The sequence below is a fragment of the Micromonospora sp. Utrum1 genome, from assembly GCF_057197805.1.
Genome location: NZ_CM170071.1, coordinates 5,642,105 through 5,660,061 on the forward strand (window position 1 = coordinate 5,642,105; position 17,957 = coordinate 5,660,061).

General features: G+C 71.6%; 16 protein-coding genes and 1 tRNA gene. 7 read left to right on the forward strand and 10 right to left on the reverse strand.

The features are described from left to right. Window positions 1–27 precede the first annotated feature (27 nt). The 3 genes from AC0OLQ_RS26450 (at window position 28) to AC0OLQ_RS26460 (ending at window position 1,678) form a co-directional block, all read left to right on the forward strand. Entirely contained in the window at window positions 28–249 is a 222-nt protein-coding gene (locus tag AC0OLQ_RS26450; RefSeq protein ID WP_484528519.1) for a hypervirulence associated TUDOR domain-containing protein, read from the forward strand. Further along, window positions 236–667, forward strand: a complete 432-nt coding sequence (locus AC0OLQ_RS26455) for a DUF3140 domain-containing protein (protein ID WP_484528520.1) — start codon at window positions 236–238, stop codon at window positions 665–667. Before AC0OLQ_RS26450 ends, AC0OLQ_RS26455 begins: the two co-directional genes overlap by 14 nt. 87 nt (window positions 668–754) lie before the next feature. Beyond that, window positions 755–1,678 (forward strand): aldo/keto reductase, encoded by a 924-nt coding sequence (locus AC0OLQ_RS26460; RefSeq protein ID WP_484528521.1) that lies wholly within the window; start codon window positions 755–757, stop codon window positions 1,676–1,678. A 71-nt stretch (window positions 1,679–1,749) separates the two neighbouring features. On the opposite strand, the gene polA is transcribed toward AC0OLQ_RS26460, so the two are convergent. The 8 genes from polA to AC0OLQ_RS26500 form a co-directional block, all read right to left on the reverse strand. Beyond that, a complete protein-coding gene (polA, locus tag AC0OLQ_RS26465; protein WP_484528522.1) occupies window positions 1,750–4,449 on the reverse strand; it encodes a DNA polymerase I in 2,700 nt (899 codons plus the stop codon). Between the two features lie 106 nt (window positions 4,450–4,555). After that, complete coding sequence (locus AC0OLQ_RS26470) at window positions 4,556–5,266, reverse strand: ABC transporter ATP-binding protein (RefSeq protein ID WP_357343006.1); 711 nt, start codon at window positions 5,264–5,266, stop codon at window positions 4,556–4,558. Further along, entirely contained in the window at window positions 5,256–6,176 is a 921-nt protein-coding gene (locus AC0OLQ_RS26475; protein ID WP_484528523.1) for an ABC transporter ATP-binding protein, read from the reverse strand. The genes AC0OLQ_RS26470 and AC0OLQ_RS26475 overlap by 11 nt, the downstream gene beginning before the upstream one ends. Beyond that, complete coding sequence (locus tag AC0OLQ_RS26480) at window positions 6,169–7,323, reverse strand: branched-chain amino acid ABC transporter permease (RefSeq protein WP_484528524.1); 1,155 nt, start codon at window positions 7,321–7,323, stop codon at window positions 6,169–6,171. Before AC0OLQ_RS26480 ends, AC0OLQ_RS26475 begins: the two co-directional genes overlap by 8 nt. After that, entirely contained in the window at window positions 7,320–8,270 is a 951-nt protein-coding gene (locus AC0OLQ_RS26485) for a branched-chain amino acid ABC transporter permease (protein ID WP_484528525.1), read from the reverse strand. Before AC0OLQ_RS26485 ends, AC0OLQ_RS26480 begins: the two co-directional genes overlap by 4 nt. Before the next feature lie 93 nt (window positions 8,271–8,363). Beyond that, a complete protein-coding gene (locus AC0OLQ_RS26490; RefSeq protein WP_484528526.1) occupies window positions 8,364–9,527 on the reverse strand; it encodes a branched-chain amino acid ABC transporter substrate-binding protein in 1,164 nt (387 codons plus the stop codon). Window positions 9,528–9,787: 260 nt separating this feature from the next. Then, window positions 9,788–10,951: a hypothetical protein gene (locus AC0OLQ_RS26495; RefSeq protein ID WP_484528527.1), complete on the reverse strand. Its 1,164-nt coding sequence runs from the start codon at window positions 10,949–10,951 to the stop codon at window positions 9,788–9,790. Between the two features lie 121 nt (window positions 10,952–11,072). Further along, entirely contained in the window at window positions 11,073–11,693 is a 621-nt protein-coding gene (locus AC0OLQ_RS26500) for an ANTAR domain-containing response regulator (RefSeq protein WP_484528528.1), read from the reverse strand. A 104-nt stretch (window positions 11,694–11,797) separates the two neighbouring features. On the opposite strand from AC0OLQ_RS26500, the gene AC0OLQ_RS26505 reads away from it, so the two are divergent. Together AC0OLQ_RS26505 and AC0OLQ_RS26510 are read left to right on the forward strand one after the other, a co-directional pair. After that, window positions 11,798–11,871, forward strand: a tRNA-Leu gene (locus tag AC0OLQ_RS26505). A gap of 17 nt (window positions 11,872–11,888) precedes the next feature. Beyond that, entirely contained in the window at window positions 11,889–12,572 is a 684-nt protein-coding gene (locus AC0OLQ_RS26510) for a helix-turn-helix domain-containing protein (RefSeq protein ID WP_484528529.1), read from the forward strand. 88 nt (window positions 12,573–12,660) lie between these two features. Here the strand turns inward: AC0OLQ_RS26510 and AC0OLQ_RS26515 are convergent, their stop codons facing one another. Further along, window positions 12,661–13,836 (reverse strand): trans-sulfuration enzyme family protein, encoded by a 1,176-nt coding sequence (locus AC0OLQ_RS26515; RefSeq protein ID WP_484528530.1) that lies wholly within the window; start codon window positions 13,834–13,836, stop codon window positions 12,661–12,663. An 83-nt stretch (window positions 13,837–13,919) separates the two neighbouring features. Between AC0OLQ_RS26515 and AC0OLQ_RS26520 the strand changes: the two genes are divergently transcribed. Together AC0OLQ_RS26520 and AC0OLQ_RS26525 are read left to right on the forward strand one after the other, a co-directional pair. Then, complete coding sequence (locus AC0OLQ_RS26520) at window positions 13,920–14,399, forward strand: Lrp/AsnC family transcriptional regulator (protein WP_357343025.1); 480 nt, start codon at window positions 13,920–13,922, stop codon at window positions 14,397–14,399. A 46-nt stretch (window positions 14,400–14,445) separates the two neighbouring features. Next, complete coding sequence (locus AC0OLQ_RS26525) at window positions 14,446–15,456, forward strand: LLM class flavin-dependent oxidoreductase (RefSeq protein ID WP_484528531.1); 1,011 nt, start codon at window positions 14,446–14,448, stop codon at window positions 15,454–15,456. A gap of 167 nt (window positions 15,457–15,623) precedes the next feature. Here AC0OLQ_RS26525 and AC0OLQ_RS26530 read toward each other — a convergent pair whose 3' ends face one another. After that, window positions 15,624–17,870, reverse strand: coding sequence for a rhamnogalacturonan lyase family protein (locus AC0OLQ_RS26530; protein ID WP_484528532.1), 2,247 nt, complete (start codon window positions 17,868–17,870; stop codon window positions 15,624–15,626). Between the last annotated feature and the right edge of the window lie 87 nt (window positions 17,871–17,957).

Here is a 17,957-nt window from a genome sequence, read left to right on the forward strand (position 1 = left end):
CCCGCCGGCCCCGGGTAACCGGACGCCATGGCCGAGAACGAGGAGTTCCGCCGGGGCGACCACGTCTCCTGGGCCAGCCACAGCGGCCGGGCGTACGGGATCGTCAAGGAGAAGCTCACCGAGCGCACGCACGTCCGCGGGCACGCCGTGAACGCCTCGCCGGAGGAACCGCAGTACCGGATCCGCAACGACGACTCGGGCCGGGACGTCGCCCACCGACCGGAGGTGCTGCGCCATGAGCCCAAGTGACGACCCGCAGCAGACCTACCGGGAGTTCACCGACGCGGTGAACATGAAGCCCACCGAGCTGCAGAAGTGGCTGGAGACCGAAGAGTCCAAGCACGTGGGCTGGCGGAAGAAGGGCACCGCGGGCGGCGAGTCGGTGGGCCACGAGTCCGGCCGGAAGATCATCGACCTGCTGCGCCGCAAGCGCGACCAGCTCACCGACGCCGACTACAAACACATGCGCAAGGTCGTCGGGTACGTCCGGCGGCACATGGCCCAGCGCCCGAGCGGCGACGTACGCCGGACCCGGTGGCGCTACTCGCTGATGAACTGGGGCCACGACCCGGTCAAGGGCCCACTCCCGCCGCCGGGCGGCCCGTCCCGCAAGGCCCTGCAGCGGCACGGCGCCCCGCCGAAGGAACGCCGGGGACCAGGCCGCTGATTCGCCCGTCACCGTCGCCGGAGGCGGCCTCTGGTCTGGCGGAGGTTCCGTCCGCCCCGTCGGGGCCCGACTTGGATCGAGTGGACCATGGCCGGTGAAGCCACCTCTGCCCTGCCCACCATCACCATCGGCGGCGACCTGCCGGTCGGCCATATCGGCTTCGGGGCGATGCAACTCACCGGCAGGCAGGTCTGGGGCCCCTATCCCGACCACGAGGGTGGCGTGGCCCTGCTCCGCGCCGTCGTGGCCGAGGGCGTGACCTTCATCGACACCGCCGACGTCTACGGACCGCACACCAACCAGTTGCTCATCCGCGAGGCCCTGTACCCCTACCGGCCGTGCCTGGCCATCGCGAGCAAGGGCGGCTTCGTCCGTGGCGGGTACGACCTGTCGACCCTCGGCTGGGTGGGCAACCCCAAGTACCTCCGGCAGTCGGCGATGCTGAGCCTGCAGCGCCTTGGCCTGGATCGGTTCGACCTGTACTACCTGCACAGCGGCTACGCCACCGACGCCCCGTTCGAGGACCAGGTCGGCGAGCTGAAGAAGCTGCAGGACGAGGGATACATCCGGCACATCGGGCTGTCCAACGTGACCCCGGACCAGTTCGAGGCGGCGCGATCGGTCGCGGACATCGCCGCGGTGACCGCCCAGTACAACGTCGGCAACCGGGCCGGTGCCCCGCTCCTCGCCGCCGCGGAGAAGGCCGGGGCGGTGTTTTCACCCTGGCATCCGGTCAGCCTCCGTGACGGCGGGGACAACGCCGACCAGGTCGCCGCGGCCATCGCGCCGCTGGCCGCCAGGTACGAGGCGACGCCCCAGCAGATCGCGCTGGCCTGGCTGCTGCACCGCTCCCCGGCGATGCTGCCCATCCCGGGCACGACGAGCCTCGCCCACCTACGGGAGAACCTCGCCGCCGCGAGCATCCGCCAGAACGACACGGAGGTTGCCGAGCTGACCGCGCTCGTCCAGGAGGGCGGCGGCCCGACCGCCGGAGAGTCACTTCTGGGCTGAGCGGTCACAGCACAGGGGCGGTTGCCGAATGCCGAGGTCTGCGACGCTCGGTGTCGCCGACGGACCGGCGGTCAGTGGTCGGCGCTGTTCCAGTCGCGGCCCTCGCCCACGGAGACCTCCAGCGGCACGGACAGCGGGTACGCCTCCCCCATCTCCTTGCGCACCAGCGCCTCCAGGGTCTGCCGCTCGCCCGGGGCGACCTCGAAGACCAGCTCGTCGTGCACCTGGAGCAGCATGCGGGAGCGCAGCCCGGCGTCGCGCAGCGCGGTGTCGACGCGCAGCATGGCGACCTTGATGATGTCGGCCGCGGAGCCCTGGATCGGGGCGTTGAGCGCCATCCGCTCGGCCATCTCCCGGCGCTGCCGGTTGTCGCTGACCAGGTCGGGCAGGTAGCGGCGGCGGCCCAGGATGGTGGAGGTGTAACCGTCCTGCCGGGCCCGGGCCACCACCTCCTGGAGGTAGTCGCGGACCCCGCCGAAGCCGCCGAAGTAGTTCTCCATCAGCCCGCGGGCCTCCTCGGCGGTGATGCCGAGCTGCTGGGACAGGCCGAACGCGCTCAGTCCGTAGGCCAGGCCGTAGTTCATCGCCTTGATCTTGCGGCGCTGGTCGGCGGTGACCTGGTCGACCTCGACGGTGAAGACCGAGGAGGCGGTGGCGGCGTGGAAGTCGTGCCCGGAGTTGAACGCCTCGATCAGCGCGTCGTCGGAGGAGAGGTGCGCCATGATCCGCATCTCGATCTGGCTGTAGTCGGCGGTGAGCAGGCACTCGTAGCCCTCGCCGACCACGAAGGCGCGCCGGATCCGCCGCCCCTCCTCGGTGCGGATCGGGATGTTCTGCAGGTTGGGCTCGGTCGAGGAGAGCCGGCCGGTGGCCGCCACCGTCTGGTTGAAGGTGGTGTGGATCCGGCCGTCGTCGGAGACCGACTTGAGCAGCCCGTCGACGGTCATCTTGAGCTTCGCGACGTCGCGGTGGCGCAGCAGGTGCGCCAGCACCGGGTGCGGGTTCTGCGCGTAGAGCCACTGCAGGGCGTCGGCGTCGGTGGTGTAGCCGGTCTTGATCTTCTTGGTCTTGGGCAGGCCCAGCTCGCCGAAGAGGATCTCCTGGAGCTGCTTGGGCGAGCCCAGGTTGAACTCCCGGCCGATCTCCGCGTAGGCGCCCTGGGCGGCGGCCTTCACCTCGGCGGCGAAGTGCGCCTCCAGCTCGGAAAGGTATTCAGTGTCGGCGGCGATGCCGGTGCGCTCCATGGTGGCCAGCACCCGCATCAGCGGAAGCTCGACGCCGGCCATCAGCCGGGCGGACTGCTCGCCGTCGCGCGACAGCTCGGCGTCGATCGCGTCGGCCAGGTCGAGGGTGGCCCGGGCCTGGAGCATCAGGTTCTGCTCGGCCGCGTCGTCGTCGCCGAGCCCGTCGAGGGTGAGCTGGCCGCTCTCCGGCGCGTCGACCCGCAGCTCCCGGTGCAGGTAGCGCAGGGCCAGGTCGGTGAGGTCATAGGAACGCTGGTCGGGGCGGGCCAGGTAGGCGGCGATCTGGGTGTCGCGGGAGATGCCCTGCAGGTCCCAGCCGTGCGCGGCGAAGGCGAGCACCGCCGGCTTGCTGTCGTGCAGCACCTTGGGCCGGGCCTCGTCGGCGAGCCAGCCGGCCAGCGCGGCCTCGTCGGCCTCCACCAGCCCGGCCGGGTCGAACCAGGCCGCCGCGCCGTCGGCGGTGGCCAGCGCCATGCCGGTCACCGCGGCGGTGTGCCGCCGGTTGGGCCCGGTGTCGAGCTTGGCCGCCAGGCCGACCGGGGTGCCGGCCGGGGCGTGCGCGGCCAGCCAGCCGGCGAGCGCGCCCGGCTCGGTGAGCACCTGCCCGGCCAGGTCGAAGCCGGCCTCGGCCTCCGGCTCGACAGCCTCCAGGTACTGATAGAGCCGGTCGCGCAGGATGCGGAACTGGAGGGTGTCGAAGACCTGGTGCACGGCCTCCCGGTCCCAGCCCTGCCAGCGGGCGTCCTCGGGGCGCACCGGCAGCTCCAGGTCGGTGACCAGGCAGTTGATCTCGTAGTTGCGGATCACGTCGGCGAGCCGCTCGCGCAGGCTGTCGCCGGCCTTGCCCTTGATCTCGTCGGCCCGGGCCACCACGCCCTCGACCCCGTCGTACAGGTTGATCCACTTGGCGGCGGTCTTCGGGCCGACGCCGGGGACGCCGGGCAGGTTGTCGCTGGTCTCGCCGACCAGAGCGGCCAGGTCGCGGTAGCGGTCCGGGGTGACGCCGTACTTCGCCTCGACCGCGGCCGGATCCATCCGGGCCAGGTCGGAGACGCCCTTGCGCGGGTAGAGCACGGTGACCCGGTCGCCGACGAGCTGGAAGGCGTCCCGGTCGCCGGTGGTGATCAGCACGTCCATGCTCTGGTCGCGGGCCTGGCAGGCGAGGGTGGCGATGACGTCGTCGGCCTCGTAGCCCTCCTTCTCCACCACCGGGATGCGCAGCGCCGCGAGGACCTCCTTGACGAGGCTGACCTGGCCCTTGAAGTCGGTCGGGGTCTCGCTGCGGCCGGCCTTGTACTCCGCGTACTTCTCGGTGCGGAAGGAGCGGCGGGAGACGTCGAAGGCGACGACGATGTGGCTGGGCTGCTCGTCGCGGAGCACGTTGATCAGCATCGAGGTGAAGCCGTAGACGGCGTTGGTCGGCTGCCCCGTGGTGGTGGAGAAGTTCTCCACCGGCAGGGCGAAGAATGCCCGGTATGCCAGGGAGTGTCCGTCGACGAGGAGCAGGCGCGGCGTCGTAGCTGTCACGGCAGCGACTCTAGTCCGTACCGCCGACAACCCGACGGACGGCGGCACCGCGAAAAGCGGCGGCCGGCCGCCCCGGGTGGGGACGGCCGGCCGCCGACGGTACCGCTCAGGCGACGCCGAGGTACGCCTCCTTGACCGCCGGGTCGTGCAGCAGGTCCCGGCCGGTGCCCTCCTTGACGATCCGGCCGGTCTCCAGCACGTAGCCCCGGTGGGCCCGGGAGAGCGCCTGCTGGGCGTTCTGCTCCACCAGCAGGATGGTGGTTCCCTGCTCGTTGATCCGGGTGATGATCTCGAAGATCTGCTGGATCAGCATCGGCGCGAGCCCCATCGAGGGCTCGTCGAGCAGCAGCAGCCGCGGGCGGGCCATCAGCGCCCGGCCCACCGCCAGCATCTGCTGCTCACCGCCGGAGAGCGTGCCGCCGGGCTGCTTGCGCCGCTCGGCCAGCCGCGGGAAGAGGTCCATGACCATCTTCATGTCCTCGGCGATGCCCGACCGGTCCCTGCGGGTGTACGCGCCCATCTCCAGGTTCTCGATGACGCTCATGCCGGGGAAGACGCCCCGGCCCTCGGGCGCCTGCCCGATGCCCCGGACCACCCGCAGGTCGGCCCGCATCCGGGTGACGTCGGTGCCGTCGAAGACGATCGAGCCCGACGCCACCGGACGCAGCCCAGAGATGGCCCGCATGGTGGTGGTCTTGCCGGCGCCGTTCGCGCCGATCAGGGCCACCACCTCGCCCTCGTTGACCGTCAGGCTGATCCCGTGCAGCGCCTGGATCCGCCCGTACAGCAGGGTCAGGTCGTTGATCTCAAGCAGCATCGGTCGGCACCCCCAGGTACGCGGCGATCACCTTCGGGTCCTCCCGGACCTCGGCCGGCAGGCCCTCGGCGATCTTCTTGCCGAACTCCAGCACCACGATCCGGTCGGTCACGCCCATGACGAGTCGCATGTCGTGCTCGATGAGCAGGATCGTCGTGCCATTGTCGCGGATCTTCCGGATCAGGCCGAGCAGTTCCTCCTTCTCCGCCGGGGTGAAGCCGGCGGCCGGCTCGTCCAGGCAGAGCAGGGTCGGATCGGTGGCCAGGGCCCGGGCGATCTCCAGCCGGCGCTGCTCGCCGTACGAGAGGTTGCGGGCCAGGTCCCCGGCGCGGCGCTCGATGCCGACGAAGCGCAGCAGCTCGTGCGCCTTCTCGCGGCCCTCCCGCTCCTCCCGCCAGTGCCGCGGCAGCCGCAGCATCGCGGCGATCACGCTGGTCTTGTGGTGGGCATCCGCGCCCACCATCACGTTCTCCAGCGCGGTCATCTCCGGGAAGAGCCGGATGTTCTGGAACGTCCGGGCGATGCCCGCCTTGGTGATCCAGCTCCGGCGCTTGCCGTTGACCCGCTGCCCGGCGAACCGGATCTCACCCTCGGTGGGCCGGTAGACGCCGGTCATCGCGTTGAAGCAGGTCGTCTTGCCGGCGCCGTTCGGGCCGATCAGGCCGAGGATCTCACCCTTGTACAGGGTGAAGGCGACGTCGTTGAGGGCGACCACACCGCCGAAGCGGAGGGTGACGTGGTCGACCTCCAGCAGCGGCTCCCGCCCGGTCGCGGGGGTCTCGCCCGGCGTGGGCTCGACCGGGGTGTCCGCGCCCTTCTCCGGCGGGGTGCCGACCGTGCTGCGACCGTCGTCGGCGATGTCCCGCTCGCTGGTCTCGTCCCGCTCGCTGTGCATCTGCGGCTCACTCATTGGGCACCGTCTCCTGGGGAACCGCTTCCTTGCGCCGGTCGGCGAACTCCGCCGCCCGCCGCCGGTTGGGCACCAGACCCTGCGGCCGGAAGACCATCATGACGATGACCACCAGGCCGAAGACCAGGATCCGGTACTCGGCGGCGTCGAACTCCACCCCGATGAGGTCGCCGACGCCGCGCAGCCACTCCGGCAGGTACCAGGTGACCGCGCCGCCGACGATGGCGCCCTTGATGTTGCCGGCGCCGCCGAGGATCACCGCGGCCAGCACCAGGATGGAGCTCTCCAGCACGAACTGGTCGGAGTTGATGAACGTCTGCTTGCCGGCGAAGACCGCGCCGGTCAGACCGGCCACCGCCGCGCCGATGGCGAACGCCCACAGCTTGTACTTGAACGTCGGCACGCCCATGATCTCGGCGGCGTCCTCGTCCTCGCGGATCGCCACCCAGGCCCGGCCGACCCGGCTGTTGGCCAGGTTCCGGATCAGCAGCAGCACGATCAGGATCAGCGTCAGCATCAGCCAGTAGTACGGCCGCGCGTCCACCACCCCGAACAGCGGCTTGCCGTCGGTGCCGGTGCCCGGCGGGTGCGGGATCGCCGGGATGCCCCGCTGGCCCTGCGCGATGCCGTCCTGGCGCGCGGCGTAGAGCCGGATCATCTCGGCGAAGCCGAGGGTCACGATGGCCAGGTAGTCGCCGCGCAGGCGCAGCGTCGGTCCGCCGAGGATCACGCCGGAGACCATCGCCACCATCACCGCCAGCGGCACCGCCGCCAGCCACGGCCAGTTCGTGCCGAACCGGCTCTCCGGCGAGGTCAGCAACGCCACGGTGTACGCGCCGAGCGCGTAGAAGCCGAAGTAGCCCAGGTCGAGCAGGCCGGCGAAGCCGACCACCACGTTGAGGCCGACGGCCAGCAGAACGAACACCGCGGTGTCGAAGAGCACCCCGGCGAAGTCCGAGCGGGTGGTGTAGAAGGCGAAGTAGTCGCTGCCGATGGGGAAGCCGAGGTACTCGTAGAACCACTTGTTGGGCAGGATGTAGAGCAGCACGATCAGCGCGGCGATCGCCGCCCAGCGCACCTGCTTGGGCATGGCCGCCCAGCGGCTCTTGAAGCCCGCGGTCCTCTTCTTGTCCACGGTGGCGGTCATGCGCGCGCCCTCCCGAGAGATTCGCCGAGCAGACCGGTCGGCCGGAACATCAGCAGCACGATCAGCAGCACGAAGCCGGTGAAGTCCTTCCACTCGCCGCCGAAAAGGCCGGCCGCGTAGTTCTCCACCACGCCGAGCAGCAGGCCGCCGAGCAGCGCGCCGCGCAGGTTGCCGATGCCGCCGAGCACAGCGGCCGAGAAGGCCTTGAGCCCGATCAGGAAGCCGACGTTGAACTTGGTGTAGCCGAACCGGAGGTCCCACAGCAGGGCGCCCACGCCGGCCATCAGGCCGCCGAGCACGAAGACCAGCAGGATGACCCGGTTCTTGTTGACACCCATCAGCGCGGCGGTGTCCGCGTCCTGGGCGACCGCGCGGATGCCACGGCCCAGCCGGCTGCGGTTCACGAACTGGTCCAGCGCGATCATCATGATCAGCGTGACGGCGAGGATGAGCAGCTGGACGTTGGTCACCGCGGCGCCGAAAAGGGTGAAGACCGTCTTGGACGGGATCAGGTCCGGCATGCCGAACGGGGCCCGCCTGGTGCTGATGCCGAACGACTCGGCGAGCACGAACGACGCGCCGATCGCGGTGATGAGGAAGGCCAGCGGCGGCGCGTTGCGGCGGCGCAGCGGCCGGTAGGCGACCAGCTCGACCGTGACCGCGGTGACCGCCGAGGCGGCCATCGCGACCACGAGACCGGCGACGATCGCCAGGATCAGCGGGCCGAGGGCCGGGGCGGCCGAGTTCTGGTCGTAGCCGAGGGCCTGCCAGGTCCACAGGGCGGTGAAGGTACCGACCATGAAGACCTCGGAGTGAGCAAAGTTGATCAGGCGCAGAACGCCGTACACCAGGGTGTAGCCGAGGGCGATGAGCGCATAGATCGCGCCCTGCTCCAGGCCGGTGATGGTCAGCGCCGGGAAGTTCCCGAAGAGCTCATCGAAGTTCAAGTGGGGGCTCCAACTGTGCGGCCAAGCGGTGCGGCCGGGAGGAAATCTCCCGGCCGCACGCCTGGTGTCCCGTGCCGGGACCGGACGAACCGGTCAGGACTTGGGGATCTCGATGTCGGGGACGACCTTGCCCGCGTTCACCTTGAACGCCCAGACCAGCACCTGGGCCGGGTCAAGCTCGCCGTTGGACTCGAACTTGTAGGTGACGCCGGTGGCGCCGCCGGTGCCGTTGTAGGAGTTCACGAAGCTGAGCAGGTCGGCGCGAGAGGACTTACCGGCCTTGATGCCCTCGAGGAAGATCTTCGTGATGTCGAACGACACGTCGGCGTAGGTGCCCGGCTCGGCGTTGTCGAAGGCCGCCTTGTAGTCGGTCACGAAGGTGCCCTTGGCCGCAGTGGCCGGGGCGCACGGGCAGGTGAGGATGGTGCCCTCGGCGACCTGCTCGCCGGCGACCTTGATGAAGTTGGCGTCGTTGACACCGTCACCGGCGACCATCGTGCCCTTCCAGCCCGCGCCCTTGAGCTGCTTGAGCAGCAGGCCGGCCTCGGTGTAGTAGCCACCGAAGAAGAGGACGTTCGCACCGCTGCTCTGGATCTTGGTGACCACGGCGGAGAAGTTGGTCTGCTTGACCTGGATCTTGTCCTCGCCCGCGACCGAGCCGATGACCTTCTTCACCTCGTCCACCAGGCCGGCGCCGTACGCCGACTGGTCGTCCACCACGTAGACCTTGTCGGCCTTGAGGACGTTCTTGATGTACCGACCGGCGGCCGGGCCCTGCGAGGTGTCGTTACCGACGCCCCGGTGGAAGATCTTCCAGTTCTTGGTGCTCAGGCTCGGACGGGTCGCCGACGGGGTGATGATCGGCAGGCCGGCCTCGTCGAAGATCGGGTCCGCAACCTCGGACTCACCCGAGAACGCCGGGCCGATGATGCCGACGACCTTGGCGTCGCCGACCGCCTGCTGCGCCAGGGCCGGGGCCTTGGCCGGGTCGCCCTGCGAGTCGTACTCGGAGAGCTGGACCTTGCAGTCCGCGTTGTCCTTGTTGTACTGGTCGATGGCCAGCTTGGTGCCGTTGCGCATGTGGATACCGAGACCCGCGGCGTCACCGGTCAGCGGGCCGAAGAAGCCGATCTTCAGGTCGCAGGCGGCCTTGCTGCCACCCGCATCACTACCACTGTCAGCCTTGCAGGCCGCGCCACTGAAAACGAGCGCGCCGATGGCCACGCCACCGAGCACCCGTGCGAGCTTCTGCCTCACGGCTCGTACCCTCCTCCGTCCGATGGCCCGGAAACCACCCACCACGAATTGGACCTTGCGGGGGTTGGCCGGGCCGACCGCGATCCCGGTCTGGGGCGGGACGTTATCCCACCTGTGGGCTGCGAAGGTAGACCTGAGCGGCGGGGTTGACCTAACCGTTACGTTGAGTGGCCGGATTCACAGATGTGCTGTAACACACGGGACTGGTGGGAGCGAGAATCGGACATCCGACAGCGACCCGAAAATGCCTGGTGAGAGCCTCAGACGGGCCGCCACGGCCCGCGCGCCGACCAGACCTCGGCCCGCGCGCCGTCATCCACCAGCAGTAGCGCCACCTCACCCGCCGCGGCAACCGCCACGGTCCGGTCACTGGCCGTCGGCACCCCCACCGGCAGCGCCACCGGCGACCACCGCGCGCCGTCCGCGGAGAACCATCCCGCGCCCGCCGCCGACCCGGCCGCCACCGCCCACACACCGTCACCGCGCGCCGCCAACCCCCACACCCGGCCCGGCCGGTCCGTGCCCGCGCCGCCCAGGCCCCCGCCCGGCCGCCAGGCGTCGCCCTCCCCCAGCCAGGCGCCCAGGCCGTCACCGCGCCGGCCCACCGCCACCGTCCGGTCCCCCACCCGGACCACCCGCTGCAGATCCTCGGCCGCGCCGCCGCCCGGCAGCACCGCGCGCTGCCAGGCCGACCCGTCCGCCGAGGTCCACACCACGGCCCCCGATCCGGTACGCCCCGACGACAGCACCGAGCCCACCATGAGCCATCCCGACGCCGTCGCCGTGCCGTCCGCCGCCCAGGGCCGGCCGGACGCGTTCGTCGCCAGCCCCGGCACCCCGCTCACCAACCGGAAGTCCGCCCCGTCCGGCGACACCCACGCCGCCGCGCCGGTGGCCCGGTTGCCGGAGACCAGCCAGCCGCGCGGCCCGCCCGCGATCCGGCCCACGTTCACCGCGTCCGCGCCGCCGAACACCTCGAACTCGGCCGGCACCTCGACCAGCGAGCCGTCCGCCACCTGCCGCCAGGTGCTGATCCGCGGATTGCCGTGCACCCCGCCGCTCTTGCCGCCCACCGCGGCCAGCCGGCCGTCCCGGCAACCCGCCGCGGTCAACACGTTCTCCACCCCGTACGGGCTGCGCGGCGCCGGCCGCAGCGGAGTCCAGGTGGCCGCGTCGGCGCTCGACCAGGCCGCCGGATGCGTCATCCCCGCAGCGTCCACCACCGCGCCCACCACGAACCAGCGCCCGGCGCAGGCGGCCGCGTCGCGCAACGCCAGCCGGCCGGACAGGCCGGACGGCATGGGCAGGGTGACCGGCTGCCACGACGGCCGGATCGCCGCGGGGGCCGGCTCGGCGCGACCGGTCGAGTGACAGGCGGCGAGCAGCACGACGACCAGGCCGAGTACCGCCACGGGACGCCGCATGGCGGCGATCGTATCGACCGGGCGCGACGCGGGGAACCCGCCGACCGACGCCTCCGTCGGGTCGACGGGACGCGCCGGAGCGGTCCGACCGGGCGATGCCGGACGGCCGGGCGGTCGGGAATCAGGAAGCGGGCTGAGCCACCTCGCCGCCGGCGGTCTCGGCCAGGATCCGCTCGGCGACCTGCTTCATGGTCATCCGGTGGTCCATGGCGGTGCGCTGGATCCACTTGAACGCCTGCGGCTCGGTCATCCCGTACGTCGTCATGAGCGCGCCCTTGGCCCGCTCGACGGTCTTGCGGATCTCCAGCCGGTCGGTGAGGCCGGCGACCTCCGCCTCCAGCGCCGCGATCTCCGAGTAGCGGGACAGCGCGATCTCCACCGCCGGCACCAGGTCGCTCTTCTGGAACGGCTTGACCAGGTAGGCCATCGCGCCGGCCGCGCGGGCCCGCTCCACCAGGTCACGCTGGCTGAACGCGGTCAGGATGATCACCGGGGCGATCCGCGCGCCGGCGATCCGCTCGGCGGCGGCCAGCCCGTCCATGATCGGCATCTTGATGTCGAGGATGACCAGGTCCGGCTTGAGCTCCTCGGCGAGCTTGACGGCGGTCTCGCCGTCACCGGCCTCGCCGACCACCTCGTAGCCCTCTTCCACCAGCATCTCGGCCAGGTCCAGCCGGATGAGCGCCTCGTCCTCGGCGATCAGAACGCGCTTGCGCTCGGCATCCGTCTGCATCTCGCCCACGAGCCACTCCCACCAGTTCGAACCCGACACCTGCCCTGCCGGGTGTCGCCGCCACTAGCGTAGTGGGTAACCTATGCCGCGACGCGAGAGCGTCGGGCGAGCCTGTCCCCGTATTCCAATCGGCAGAGAAGCGGAGCTCAAACCTCCGACAGTGTGGGTTCGAGTCCCACCGGGGACACCGAAAGTGTCGTACGGGTGTTCGAGGATGTCCGTGTGCACTCACCCGAGATACGTGCCCGCGCACGGCAGCTCTATCTTGCCGGGGCGACCGTCGCCGAGGCTGCCCGCGCCGTCGGGGTCTCCTATCCCACCGTCAGAGAGTGGTGCAAGGTCCGACCTGAGGCGAAGCGGCAGGGCACGGCGCTGCGCTGTTTCCGCTGCCGCCCGGACGTCGACCATCCGACAGATCCCGTGGCGTATGCCTACCTGCTCGGCCTGTATCTGGGCGATGGACATCTCGTGACCACCACGCGCGTGCCCGTGCTGCGAGTCTCCTGCAGCACCAGCTGGCCGGGCCTGATCGACGCGTGCGACGCCGCCATGCGGCGAGTCATGGCGGAAAGGGTGCAGCGCGTTCAGCAGCAGGGCTGCGTCAATGTCCAGAGCTACGGCAAGCACTGGCCCTGCTTGTTTCCTCAGCACGGGCCCGGCAAGAAGCACGAACGCCCGATCGTCCTGGCCGACTGGCAGCGGACCATCGTCGAGGCGCACCCGGGCGACTTCCTCCGTGGCCTCTTCCACTCCGACGGGCGCCGGTTCGCCAACCGGGTGGTCGTGCGCGGAAAGGAGTACATCTACCCGCGCTACATGTTCACCAACGAGTCGGCCGACATCATGGGCCTCTGCCAGTGGGGTCTCGACCTGCTCGGCATCGCGTGACGGATGAACCGCCGCAACTCGCTGTCGGTGGCGCGGCGGGACGCCGTGGCGGCGCTGGACCGCCACGTCGGCCCGAAGTCCTGACCCCTCAGAGCGCCGCGAGCGCCTGCGCCAGGTCGGCGCGCAGGTCCTCCGGGTCCTCGAGCCCGACCGACAGGCGCAGCAGCCCGCCGCACGGCTTGGCGTCGCCCTCGACGGGCCGGTGGGTGAGCGAGGCGGGGTGCTGGATCAGCGTGTCGACGCCGCCGAGCGACACGGCGTGGGTGATCAGCCGGCAGGCGCCGGCGACGGCGGCCGCCGCGGGGGCGCCGCCGCGTACCTCGAAGGCGAGCAGGCTGCCGGGGCCGGACATCTGCCGGCCGACGAGCGCGGCCGGGTCGCCGACGCTGGGGTGGTGCACCCGGGTGACGGCGGGGTGGTCGGAGAGCCAGGCGGCGAGCTTCTCGGCGCCGGCCTGCTGGGCGCGGACCCGCAGCGGCAGGGTCTGCAGGCCGCGGTGCAGGAGGTAGGCGCCGAGCGGGTGCAGGACGGCGCCGGTGACGGCGCGGACCTGGCGCAGCCGGGCGGCCCAGTCGGGGGCGCAGGCGACGACGCCGGCGAGCACGTCGCCGTGGCCGCCGATGCTCTTGGTGGCGCTGTGCAGCACGAGGGCGGCGCCGTGCCGGGCAGGTTGCTGGAGCACCGGGGTGGCGACGGTGTTGTCGACGAGCAGCGGGACGTCGCCGGCGGCGCTGGCGAGGGCGGCGATGTCGACGAGGTCGAGGGTGGGGTTGGCCGGGGTCTCGACGACGACCAGGGCGGTGTCGGGGCGGATCGCGGCGGCGACCTCGTCGGGCCGGGCCCAGGTGACCTCGGTGCCGAGCAACCCGGTGGCGAGCACGTGGTCGGTGCCGCCGTAGAGGGGGCGGACGGCGACGACGTGCCGCTTCCCGTCGCGGGTGGCGGCGAGCAGGGTGGCGGTGAGGGCGGCCATGCCGCTGGCGAAGGCGACGGCTTCGGCGGTGCCTTCGAGTTGGGCGAGGGCGGTCTCGAAGCGGGCCACGGTGGGGTTCCAGAGCCGCTGGTAGACGGCGCTGCCGCCGGCGGGGAGGGTGCCGCCGGTGGCGAGGGTCTCGTACGCGTCGCCGCCGCCGGCCACGGAGGGCAGCGGGTTGGTGGTGGAGAAGTCGATGGGCGGTACGTGGACGCCGAGGCCCGCGAGGTCCTCGCGCCCGGCGTGTACGGCTGCGGTGTCCACGGCGGTCATGGCGGAAGCGTCGAACATGAGGCTGCCGTTCGGCAATAGAATCGAAGAACATTCTGTGCGGAGCCCTTCCTGGGGAGGGAAGCTCGGGGAAAGATGTTCGCATGCCTGTCGCACCGAATGATGTACGGCCCTTCGCGGCGCTGGACGACGTCGACCGCGCGATCCTGGCCGAGCTGGCGGCGGACGGCCGGTTGCCGAACAACGCCCTCGCCGAGCGGGTGGGGGTGGCCCCGTCGACGTGCCTGACGCGGACCCGGGCGTTGCGCGAGTGCGGGGCGATCCGGGGTTTCCACGCGGAGGTGGACCCGGCGGCGGTGGGTTTGCCGTTGCAGGCGCTGGTGTCGGTGCGCCTGGCCGCGCACGAGCGGGCGGCGGTGGACGCGTTCCGGGCCCGGTCGGTGCGGCTGCCGGGGGTGGTGTCGGTGTTCCACGTGGCCGGTGCGGACGACTACGTGCTGCACGTGCGGGCGGCGTCGGGGGACGCGTTGCGGGACTTCGTGCTGGATCACCTGGCGGTGGATCCGGCGGTGCAGCACACCCAGACGAGTCTGATCTTCGAGCAGGCGCGCGGTATGGGCTAGGGCACCCGAGGGAACAAATCCGGCGCGTGGCGGGTTGCTGTTGCGTGTGATCGACGTACCCCTGTCTGTTCTTGATCTTGCCCCGGTCGCCGCCACCGGCAGTGCCGGCGAGGCGCTGCGGCACACCACCGAGCTGGCTCGCCGCACCGAGGAGCTGGGCTACCGCAGGTTCTGGGTGGCCGAGCACCACAACATGCCGGCGATCGCCAGTTCCGCGCCGGCGGTGCTGCTGGCGCACCTGGCTGCGCACACCTCGACGATCCGGCTGGGCTCCGGCGGGGTGATGCTGCCCAACCACGCCCCGCTGGTGGTGGCGGAGCAGTTCGGCACCCTGGAGGCGCTGCACCCGGGCCGGATCGACCTCGGCATCGGCCGGGCGCCGGGCACCGACCAGGTGACCGCGCTGGCGCTGCGCCGGACCATGGAGGGGCTGTCGGCGGAGCACTTCCCCCGCGAGCTGGCCGACCTGATGAACTACTTCAGCGGCGCGGAGCCGGGCCCGATCACCGCGACCCCGGGCCGGGGACAGTCCCCGGCCGTGTGGCTGCTGGGGTCGAGCGGGTTCAGCGCCCAGCTGGCCGGGCTGCTCGGGCTGCCGTTCTCATTCGCGCACCACTTCAGCGCGCAGAACACCATTCCCGCGCTCGAGCTCTACCGGCAGAGCTTCCGGCCGTCGCAGTGGCTGGAGCAGCCGTACGCGATGGTGGCGGTCAACGCGGTGTGCGCGGAGACCGACGAGCGGGCGGAGTGGCTGGCCGGTCCGGCGGGGCTGTCGTTCCTGAAGCTGCGCTCGGGGCGGCCGGAGCCGCTGGTGAGCCCGGAGGAGGCGGCGGCCTACCCGTACTCGGAGCTGGAGCGGGAGTTCGTGACGCAGCGCCGCGAGGGCCAGGCGACCGGTTCGCCGGAGACGGTGGCTCGCCAGCTCGGCGCGCTGCTGGAGCGCACCGGCGCGGACGAGCTGATGCTGACCACGATGGTCTACGACGTGGCCGACCGGGTCCGCTCGTTCGAGCTGATCGCCGAGAAGGTGGCCGGTGGGCTGCGCCGGAAGGGCTGAAACACGCTCTTCATAGCCACGTCACCCCACCGTCGCGCGGGCCGCCTAACTTTGATGCCGGTGGTGGTACGGCATTCCCGGTCGGGACGGGTCGGGAGTGCTGCGGTGTGGTGCACCGGGTCGCCGGCGGAGCGGGTTCCGCGGCCGGCGACCCGGTGCCTGCCCGTTCAGCGCAGGTAGATGTTCGGCGCGGGCGGGGTGGTCATGCCGTCGCCGAGGTGGAAGCCCGGGTGCGGCGGCTGGTTGTAGGCGGTGTTCTGCCAGGCGATGGCGACCCGGTACTGCGGGTCGTGCATGAGGGTCGGCAGGCGCAGGGCGGTCGGGGTGGGTGTGCTGTAGATGCGCAGGGCCGTGCTGTCGGCGGTGCGCCAGACCACCTCCTCCCGCCAGTCGCCGAGGAGGTCGCCGGAGAGCGCCGGGGTGGACTTGGTGCCGTTGTTCGACGCGACGCCGCTGCCGGTGAGCAGCCGGGTGTCGGCGTCGGTGCCGTACTTGTCGATCTTCGTGGCGTCGAGGAGTTCGCGCACCGGGTCGCCGTCCCACCAGGCGAGGAAGTTCGCCGAGGACGGCTTGCGGCCGACGTTCTGTCCCCTGGTGTTCAGCAGGCCGTCGACGGCGGAGGACCAGGACTCGGCGCCGGGGCTGCCGGCCCAGACGTCGTCGGAGACGCCGCGGCCGTTGTCGCCGCTGGGCGCGGTCTGCCAGAGCAGTTGGCCGGTGCGCGCGTCGGCCATCCAGGAGCTGGGCTTGCTGCCGTCCTCGTCGACCTTGAAGACCTCCAGTCCGGTGCGGGCCGGGTCGAGGTCGCCGACGTGCATGGCGTCGCCGTGCCCGTTGCCGGTGGACCAGAGCAGCCGGCCGTTGTCGTCGATGGCGGCGGCGCCGTACACGATCTCCTGGCGGCCGTCGCCGTCCACGTCGGCCACCGAGAGGTTGTGGTTGCCCTGGCCGGCGGCGGCGCCGTTGCCGCTGGCGTTGGAGTCGAAGGTCCACCGCTTGCGCAGGGTGCCGTCGCGGAAGTCCCAGGCGGCGATCACCGCGCGGGTGTAGTAGCCGCGGGCCATGACCAGCGAGGGGCGCTGGCCGTCGAGGTAGGCGGTGGCGGCGAGGAACCGGTCGACCCGGTTGCCGTAGGAGTCGCCCCACGAGGAGACGGTGCCGCGCGGCGGGTCGTAGTCGACGGTGGACAGGGCGGCGCCCGTGCGGCCGTCGAACATGGTCAGGTACTCGGGTCCGGCGAGCACGTAGCCGCTGGAGTTGCGGTGGTCGGCCGAGGACGAGCCGATCACCTGGCCGGTGCCGGAGCGGGCGCCGTCGGCGGTTTTCACGGCCATCTCGGCGTCCCCGTCGCCGTCGTAGTCGTACACCTGGAACTGGGTGTAGTGGGCGCCGGCGCGGATGTTGCGGCCCAGGTCGATGCGCCACAACCGGGTGCCGGTGAGGGTGTAGGCGTCGAGGTAGACGTTGCCGGTGTAGCCGGACTGGGAGTTGTCCTTGCTGTTGGAGGGGTCCCACTTGAGCACGAACTCGTAGCGGCCGTCGCCGTCGAGGTCGCCGATGCTGGCGTCGTTCGCCGAGTAGGTGTAGGCCTCCCCGGTCGGGGTGGTGCCGCCGGGCGGGGCCTGGATCGGCACGTCGAGGTAGCCGTTCGCGAACTGGAGCGCCGGGGCGGAGGCCGCCTGCTCGGCGCCGTTCACCACGGCCCGCACCGTGTACGCCGACCCGGCCGCCGCGCCGCTGTCGAGATAGCTGGTGGCGCCGGTGATCGGGGCGCTGTTGACCCGGGTGGCGCCGCGGTAGAGGTTGAACGACACGCCGGAGGTCTCGGTGCCGAGCAGGCGCCAGGACAGCAGGTTTCCGCTGCCCGAACGGACGCTGACCAGCCCCCGGTCGAGCTTCTCCAGCTGCTTCGCCCCGGTCGGCGGGGTGGTGGTCGTCGGGGTCGGGGTGGGGGTGGCCGAGGTGGGCGGCGGCGCGCTGGTGGGTGTGGTCCCGCCGGTGCAGGTGGTCCCGTTGAGCGCGAAGCTGGTCGGGGCCGGATTGCTGGCGTCGTTCCAGGACGCGTTGAAGCCGAAGTTGGCGGTGCCGCCGGTGCCGATGGCGGCGTTGTAGCCGGCGTCGCGGGCGGTGACCTGGGGGCCGGACTGGCTGACCGTGGCGTTCCAGGACTGGGTGACCTGCTGCCCGGCGGTGTAACTCCAGGTGAGCGTCCAGCCGTTCACCGGGTCGCCGAGGTTGGTGACGGTGACGTCGGCGCCGAAGCCGCCGCCCCACTGGTTGGTGATCCGGTAGTCGACCCGGCAGCCGGTGGCCGCCGCGGGGGCGGTCACCGTGGTGAGGGCGCCGGCCAGAAGGGCGGCCGCCGAGGCCGCGGCGAGCAGCGCGGTACGGCGGCGCGGAATGAAGGGGTGCACGAGGATGCCTTTCGCGGAGGTCAGGCACGCGACGGACGCGCCGGCCTGCCCGGGCCGGCGAAGAGGGGTACGCCGCGCTGACGTGAC